The sequence below is a fragment of the Flavobacterium sp. genome (assembly GCF_039930565.1).
Taxonomy (GTDB): Bacteria; Bacteroidota; Bacteroidia; order Flavobacteriales; family Flavobacteriaceae; genus Flavobacterium.
Map to the genome: position 1 here is coordinate 1 of NZ_JBDTTP010000118.1, position 8,477 is coordinate 8,477.

General features: G+C 35.9%; 8 protein-coding genes. 1 reads left to right on the forward strand and 7 read right to left on the reverse strand.

Annotated features, from left to right (window positions below; all coding sequences use genetic code 11):
• The 7 genes from ABI657_RS18335 to ABI657_RS18365 form a co-directional block, all read right to left on the reverse strand.
• A partial coding sequence (locus tag ABI657_RS18335; protein ID WP_348098719.1) for a DUF6515 family protein occupies window positions 1–293 on the reverse strand: 293 nt, incomplete at its 3' end.
• Between the two features lie 189 nt (window positions 294–482).
• Window positions 483–1,154 carry an ABC transporter ATP-binding protein gene (locus tag ABI657_RS18340; protein WP_073411680.1) on the reverse strand — a complete coding sequence of 224 codons (672 nt, stop codon included), beginning with the start codon at window positions 1,152–1,154 and terminating at the stop codon, window positions 483–485.
• Window positions 1,155–1,368: 214 nt separating this feature from the next.
• Complete coding sequence (locus ABI657_RS18345; RefSeq protein WP_348098720.1) at window positions 1,369–2,610, reverse strand: FtsX-like permease family protein; 1,242 nt, start codon at window positions 2,608–2,610, stop codon at window positions 1,369–1,371.
• A gap of 144 nt (window positions 2,611–2,754) precedes the next feature.
• Window positions 2,755–3,888, reverse strand: coding sequence for an efflux RND transporter periplasmic adaptor subunit (locus ABI657_RS18350; RefSeq protein ID WP_348098721.1), 1,134 nt, complete (start codon window positions 3,886–3,888; stop codon window positions 2,755–2,757).
• A gap of 31 nt (window positions 3,889–3,919) precedes the next feature.
• Complete coding sequence (locus ABI657_RS18355) at window positions 3,920–5,227, reverse strand: TolC family protein (RefSeq protein WP_348098722.1); 1,308 nt, start codon at window positions 5,225–5,227, stop codon at window positions 3,920–3,922.
• A gap of 13 nt (window positions 5,228–5,240) precedes the next feature.
• Complete coding sequence (locus ABI657_RS18360; RefSeq protein WP_348098723.1) at window positions 5,241–5,606, reverse strand: DUF2147 domain-containing protein; 366 nt, start codon at window positions 5,604–5,606, stop codon at window positions 5,241–5,243.
• 1,013 nt (window positions 5,607–6,619) lie between these two features.
• Window positions 6,620–7,681, reverse strand: a complete 1,062-nt coding sequence (locus ABI657_RS18365; protein WP_348098724.1) for a DUF4932 domain-containing protein — start codon at window positions 7,679–7,681, stop codon at window positions 6,620–6,622.
• A 318-nt stretch (window positions 7,682–7,999) separates the two neighbouring features.
• Between ABI657_RS18365 and ABI657_RS18370 the strand changes: the two genes are divergently transcribed.
• A complete protein-coding gene (locus tag ABI657_RS18370; RefSeq protein ID WP_348098725.1) occupies window positions 8,000–8,425 on the forward strand; it encodes a DUF3024 domain-containing protein in 426 nt (141 codons plus the stop codon).
• Window positions 8,426–8,477: the final 52 nt, after the last annotated feature.

Below are 8,477 nucleotides of genomic sequence, written 5' to 3' on the forward strand. Positions count from 1 at the left end.
CTAATTGTTATAGTTTCGGCTCCCTCAGGAAGACCAGTTAGAAAGGCTTCTTTCGGAATTTCGACAATTTCGTAACTATTAGGCTGTAGCTGTATGTAGTAAACCCCTCCGAAATAAAAATAAGCTCTTCCACCGATTACGACGTTGGTATATCCGACTGGTAATACACGAACACGTAACCCAACTGGAGGCGTAACCACCACGAAACCATTTAGATGCGGTTTGTAATAAAACCCGTTCGCATAGCGATAAGAAACACCGCTGTAAACTACCACAGTGTTGTGCCGTGGCACGGCCCTTACAATACGTTGAGCTTGCAGGTTGGACGATAGACCAGTGAGAAGGGCCAGAGTAAAAATGAATTTGGTAAAGAATTCTTGAATCGTTTTCATAATAGTATTTATTTAATATTTAAGTTTTTTTCAAATCAATGGATTAATAGACATTACGTTTTTTAGTATCGGCTTTATAATAAAACCCGCTTATTGAATAATTTTCCCATCGACCATTTCAATAATCCTGTCACAATTGGCAGCAAATTCGTCATCGTGGGTAACGGCTATGATAGTTTGCCCTTTTTCTTTGGCTAACTGGCGAAAAATATCAAACACAATTTTGGTATTTTTACTGTCCAGATTTCCAGTAGGCTCATCGCCCATAATGATGGCTGGTTCGTTGATCAAAGCTCTTGCGATAGCAACTCTTTGCTGTTGACCGCCCGATATTTTAGATGCTTTTTTGGTTTCGTGTCCCTTAATATCAAGCAATGTCAATAATTCCATTGCTCTTGCTTCTATTTCCTCTTTAGATTTCTTTTTAAGCTTCAATGCCGGTAACATTACATTATCCAAAACGGAAAATTCCGGCAACAAATAATGAAACTGAAATACAAATCCGATATGCTCATTCCTGAATTTGGCTAACTCGTTTTGTGTTAGTCCGGTAACTATAGTGTCATTGATTGCAATATTTCCTTCGTAAGATGTATCCATTGTAGAGAGTAAATAAAGAAGGGTAGATTTTCCCGAACCGGATTTACCAACAATGGAGACAAATTCTCCTTTGTTTACGTCAAAACTCACGTCTTTCAATACCTGAAACGTTTCAGGGTCGTGAAAGTATTTTGTAATTTTATTTGCAGTTAATGCTTTCATTTTTTTTATTTTTAATAACACCCATAGTAATAATCGTAATACCAATAACACTCACATTCATAGCTATTGGGGTAATAATAGCAGTAATAGTTGTAGCAGTAATAGCAGTAATAGTTATAATAGCCGAGAATTAAAGCTAATACTCCTAAAAGAAGGATCGACATAATAAATTCTACTTCTTCACGTGGAAATTTCTCTTTAAAATATTTCTTCATTATCCTCTTAAAATTTCTACAGGGTCTATTTTGGATGCCTTTCTCGCAGGTAAATAGCCGGCAATAAACGTAATGGCCAAGCCAAATAACATTGCCAAAATATAATCTGCAGGCAGATAGGTAATGGGCAATGTATCAAATGATGCAATCTTAAATGGAATTCTATCTACAATAGATGCAACAGCAAAACCTAATAACAAGCCTATAAAACCACCTATTAACCCGATGATAACAGATTGAACAAGGAAAATATACACGATGTCTTTGCCATCAAAACCCATTGCTTTCAGGATGGCAATCTCCCGTATCTTTTCACTCACGGTCATATTCATAATGTTATAAATTCCAAAACCTGCCACAATAAGTATGGTAAGGGAAACAGCAATCGCTATGATGTCTCGCAACGTATTGGCAGATTCTAATTGGGCATTGCCTTCCTGCCAGGCTTCTGTTTTGTATTTAATATCTGAACGCACTTCATTAGCAATAGTTTTCGCATCGTTGTAGTCCTTTACATTTGCCATCACATCTGTTGCATAACTTTTATTCTTGGATAATAACTGTCGTGCTGTGTTAATAGAAATAATTGCACGGCTCTTATCGACACTTCCACTCCCTGTTTCTATTAATCCCACGACCTTAAAAACTTTATTTACGCCATCGGCTGTAGTAAGCGATATATTGTCCCCCATGGACGCACTTAACTTATTTGCCAATCCAGTGCCAAGCACCACAGCATCCGAACGCTTATCTAAATCATTCAAATTGCCCTCGGTTATATACTCTGTGGTGTTAAACATCTGGATTTCGTTCGCTACATCAATGCCGGAAAGTGAACCGCTTACTTTGGTTACGCCATTTCTGAAAAATACATTTTGATTGACCTGCTCGGTAATAGCAACAATGTCTTTGTTTTTTTGCAATACTTCTTTTACTTCATCGGCATTAATCATGCCTTCTGTATAATTAATGTGTTTGGCATTGCTTACCATAGTCAGGGTATCGGAAGTGTTCTTCTGGGGCAGCAGTACTGCAGGCTCTCCCGCAGGATCATTATACACTCTTATGTGTGACATTGAGGTAAATGTGATATCGGTTTGGGCATTATTGACACCGTTCATAAAGCTGTTCATAAAAACGTACATCGATATCCCAAATGTTACGCTCAGTACTGCTACCATCAACTGTTTTACTTTGGAAGTAAGATGTGTCCAGGAAATTTTGTTATTTATATTTGCCATTTCTTTCTTTATTTAAATTCCAGCTTAATCCAACAAATAATCCATTGCTGTCGTGTGCAGAATTTCTTTTTTGCTGTTTATGTATTGCCATTAGAAATATGAAGATGTGGTGCGCCAAAGTGTAAGCCTATACCTATATATTCTCTACTCCGTAACTGGCTTTGCAACATCCTGTTCTTTATTATTTCCCTTTGGTAAAAGAATAATATCTTTTTCGGTCAAGCCTTGTTTTACTTCCACCCAACTGCCTGATTTTTGTCCGGTCTTTATTTCTTTTTCTTCACCATTTTTTAACTCTACATATTTTCCACGGATTAACGCCTCTGATGGAATTACTAAAACTTTCTTTGTGCCCTGCTGCTTAATATTTGCTTGAAGCTGTGTGCCTGAAAGTAAAAGCTGTGGTGGATTTACAAAGGATGCCTCTGCTGTGAATGATTGTTCCGCCTGGTCAAACGCTGGAAGTATCTTGGTGATGGATGCGGTAAATGTTGTGTCGGGATAATTGTTCATTTGCACAATCGCTTCCTGACCTATGGAAAGTTTTGTAATATCATCTTCTGCAATAAATAGCTTAAGGGTATTTTTACCACTGCCGATTTTGGCAATCACCTCGCCCTTTCGTACCAGTTCGCCTTTCTTTTTTAAAACCTCCAGCACAATACCGTCCTTATCTGCCTGTATGCTATAATCGTTTAAAATGGCTTGCTGTGTTTTTACCTGTTGCAAACTACGGTCAGCATTTAATTGTAATGCATCCTGTGCTTGTTTGTAACTTTTTTCCAATACCTGCAAGCTGTTTTGTGAGGCTTTATATTGCAGTTCTGTTTTTTCATATTCCAGCTGCGATACAGAATTTTTACTGCGCAGATCGGCATAACGCTGATAGTTGATTTTGTCCAGATCGAGCTGATTTTTCGACTGGTTAATCTGTGATTTTATCTGCTCTAACTGCGGTGCATTGCTCGACGAATTTTGTTTCGCATCGTTATAAACTACTTGTGCTTCCTGCAGCTGCGTACTAGAAACATCGCTGTCAATCCTTACCAGTAATTGTCCTTTAGAAATATAATCACCTTCACGAATGCTCAATTCCAGAATAGTACCATCGGCAGCCGCTGAAATTATATATTCATTTTCCTGCTCCAGCTTACCGCTTGCAAAAACAGCCTGCTGTATAGTCTTGTGTTGTGGTGTTATTTCCTGCTGACGGCTGCAAGACAATAGGCCCAGCATTGGAAAAAGGATTAACCTAACTATTATTTTATTTGTTTTCATTGAAATTTTATAATAACATTTATGATTATGCTTAAAACTGCTTACGGATATAAAGCTTGTAATAGCTGATATATTGGCTGCTGAGGCTTTGCATATATTGATTTTGTACTTCCAGAAAATCCTTGAATTTATCCAATCTCTCATCCAGGCCTATGATGCCGCTGTCGTAGCGATTTTTGGAATGTGTATCATTTTTATTCTGTAATTGCAAAACCTCTTCCTGTTTTCTAAAATCCTCAGTTCCTTGTCTGTACTGTATTTGCATATTGTCATCCTCTTTTTTTGCCGTTAGCTTCTTACTGTCCAGTACCATTTGCTCTTGTTCCAATTGGATTTTCGACTGTTTGATTTTTGATTTGGTACTGAAGCCGTTGAAGATGGGTACACCCAATTTTAGTCCCCAAAATTGCTGTGGCAGGTTATTGGCCTCCGAAAAATCCGTCATCTTATCTGTTGCCCAATTATAATTATATTGATAGCCCAATGTAAGTGTTGGATAATGCAGTGATTTGGTTTGGGCTAGTAGTTTTTCGCTTAGCTGTACCTGCGCTTCCTGTACCAATACCTCTGGATGAGATGTTGTTATTACAAGTGCATTACCAGTATCCATTTCTTTATCCAGAAGTTCATCTTTTAAAATGAGCGGTTCATCGATGTTAAGTTGTGACTGCAACTGGTTGTAGAGTTGTTCTAAGGAAGACTCCAGACTGCTTACTTGCTGCTCTGCCTGTACCAGCTGAATCTTGCTGCGGTTCAGGTTTTCTTCCGTGAAAATTCCGGTATTATATTTATCTTTTGTTATTTGGTAAATGTTATCTGCTGTTACAATATTTTCTTTACTTATTTTTAAATATTTTTCCGTTAACAAAATGGAAAAATAAGTCTGAGCCAGTTGGTTGTAAAGCTGATACTTTGTATTAATGGTATTGGCTTGGTTTAATTGTAAAGCAGCTTGGGAAATCTTTATATCAAACCACTTTTGAAAGTTAATAACATCCCAATTGGCTTGTACGCCGGCGTTGTAATTATATCTGCGTCCAAAAGTATATTCATTAAATGTACCTTCTGGTGCAGCAGGATCAAATAAATTAGCAGGAACCAAGGTTGGCTGGATGGTAATGTTATCATTAAACCCAGCAGACGCATTTACAGTAGGCAATAAGGCTGTTTTTGATGCTTTGTTTTTTGACGCGGCTATTTGTTCCTGATGTAATGCACTTTGGATTGAGACTGCATTTTTGTCTGCATAAGCCAGCACTTCCTGCAATGAACCAAAATGTACCTGACCCATTGCATTGAAGCTGGTGAAACCCAATAGTGCTAAAATAATATTTTTCATTGCCTGGAATAATTTAGAGTTTGGTCCAGGTTAGGGATTTAGACATCATACCATAGCTCGCTTTTATGATAAGCTTAGCATCCCCGGAAAGTGAAGCCGTGCATTCTGCCGTTTTCCCCTTTTTTATAATGTGCAGCTTACCATCCACAAATGAAGCCGTACCACTTGCTTTAAGATCTGTTATTTGCTTTTTACCAACTAAGCCATTGTCTTCAGCCTTCCTGATGATTGCATCATAAGCATCACCGCTTTTTACAAATTCGATGATACGGGTTTTGTCTTCGTTTGTCCATTTACCTAAAATTTTATCATTGGTTGTTTGGGCAAAAATGTTGAGGCTGAAAAGCAGCCCAGCTGTTATTAAAATAATCTTTTGCATTGATATTAAGTTTTAAATTCAATACAAAGATGCATTCGCTTTTGATGTGTTACTCAGTGTAATTGGGTGAGTTGAACATTTTGCGGGTCGAAATGAACAGAGAAGGATTTAAATATATAAAAGCAGGCATTTTTGGGAGCTGTTCCCGTTGTACGTTCCAATCTTTGCTAAACTCCGGCACAAAAGGATTTCACTGCTATAGGGGCTAGGCTGGCTGCGGAGCCTATCTTGTATTTGAAGAACTGAATATTCGAACCATTTTGTTGAATTAAAAATCATGAGCTGTTAATCAACAAAGATTTGCTGGATTACTTTCCCTCATAAAGTAATAACAGATGAAAAATTCTAAATATGTTCCCAGAATTTATAAAGCAGATATTTTGGGGTAAAATTAGTGAATGCTTGTTCAATTTCAGTGGGAGATTTAACTAATGATGAGATAATAAGGTTCTGTCGCATCTACTGGCTTAATGAAACTTATATAAAACTAAAAGGAATGTGGTGTTATTTCTATAGAGCGGTTGATTAGTTTGGTAATACAGTTGATTTTCTTTTAACAAGACGCAGGCAGTGAATGAGCACACACTCCTTTTTAATTAAGGCAATAAATAATAACTGCAGACCAAATGGTAATAAATATAGACAAAAGCGGCTCGAACACCAGTCCAATAAGAATTTACAACAAGCGGTCGTTCTCAAATATTAAGATTCGACAATGTAAATATCTCAACGATATTTTAAAACAGAATCATCGATTTATCAAGAGGCGCATACAAAACGGATTAGGATTCAAAAGTTTTGAATCTGCGAAACGAACATTGAGTGGAATTGAAGTTGTGTATATGCTTAGGAAGAATCAGATGATTAATCCAGAGATAAGTATATTCAAATCATTCTGTAAATTGGCTGAATAACTTTCAAATCTTTGACTTCTTTCTTTTTTAATTTATCCATATGCGACAGAACCAATAATGGTAAGCAATAACAGCGTAGCTTTAGGAATCAAGGTTCTTCTAAATTTCAACAATATTAAAAAAAGCAGTTATACGCGGATAAAAGCTTTCAAAAGTTTTATATTTCATTCTCGAACGTTCGTATTCACCTAGAAGAACAACCAAATCCTTTATCCAACCAAAACCTTTTTTCTGTTGTTTTAATATTTCCTGTTCTACCGCTTCAGGTGATTCTTTATGGTCAATCATATATCTCACTACAGATGCCCTTACTAAAGATTCATTTATAAGACTATGCCAATCTTCATATCCTTCAAGTTGCATTTCATATTTCTTCTTATCAAGTAGTCTTTCTCCGCTCGGCTTAAGATTTGACTCTATAGCAGAGTCTTCTTCTAAGATATGATCAACAAAAGAGTGGTTAAATTCATGAACTAAATAAGTGAGATAAGTGTCTTTTGGAAATAAGGGTTTTCCTTCTTTATCATAAGTCCAAGAACCCATTATAGCGTAAACTATCCGCTTTTTGCCTACAGGTGTAAAGCTCGGACCGTAATTAGCCCCTCCATCACCAAGTCCTAACACTACCTTATAATCTACCTCATGGTCACCATAATAATTCAGATACCACTCTTGGTCGAATTCAGAAACGGATTGGTCAAATTCTTTTGTTGCTTCATCATAAAAAAGTTTATGTGTATTAAAAAAAAGCTCAAATTCTGATTTATAATAGAAATCATTTAGCAATTTGACAAAATTAACTGCATCAGCTTCATCCCATTTACCTTTCAGGTTGCTTTCAGATTCTTTTATGAGTAAAAACTTATTATTCACAAACTGCAAATGGGTAGCTAGAAACATCACTTTAGAAAACCCCATATTTTTTTCTTGGGCGAGCTCCTTTGCGAATTTTACGACACTGTGATCTTCATACTTATCAAAATGGTTGTGAATATCATTTACATAGTTCTTAGCAAATTTCATGTTATACTCCGGGTTTCCTGCAAGTCTGAATATTATGCTTAATATTTCAACCCTTTTGTCTACAGTTGAATGTGCCTTTTTGTTTGCCATTACTAATGAACATATAATAACCATAAGAAAAGTAAAAGTATACTTCATTTTATTGAATTTTAAGATTCGGATACAAAACTATGAAATAATTTAAATCTAAATATTAAATCTATCGCTAATGTATATCAATGCCAAACACTGCCACTCACCGCAATCTATTGCCATAATCTGGATATACAATTTTAAATTCCAGATTGATCTTAAGTATTATTTCAACTTATAACGAAATCCAATTTTATAATTAGCTCGGAGTAGTAGATTCTAGAATCCTAATCGTTTGAAAGCGAGGCAATCTCTTAAATGATGTTTTTCAATTTTGTGGCTTATTTTGAAGTAATTGTATAATTTTAGATAAAAATAGTTAATGTGGAATTTTTATTTTTTGATTTATTTATTTTTTATTTGAATGATTCGAAGCGTCTGTATAATTTTAATTTTGAGAGTCTGATGGAAAATAATTTGGTTTCAATGGCTAAATTGCAGTTGAGAAGTTTTACAAATGATCTGCGATCAGATGATGAAGATATTCGAAAAGTATTAGATTTTGGCTATTCGTGGGACGGAAAAACGGCATTGCTCTTTGAAATCCGGCCTCAATGGAATAATCCAGAAGAGATTTTAAGTGTGGAGTTTACTAAATTAAAATACAATAAATCACGGAAGAGCTGGAACTTGTATTGCGAGCGCGCTTCTGGAAAATGGGAGCTTAATCCATATAAGTCTGAAAGTATTAATCTCCATGAATTACTAGATGAAATTAGTAAGGATACTCATGGCTGTTTTTTTTCTTGAACATTTATTCCAGAACCATGATTTTTCTAATTAGCTTTTAATCAATAACTAC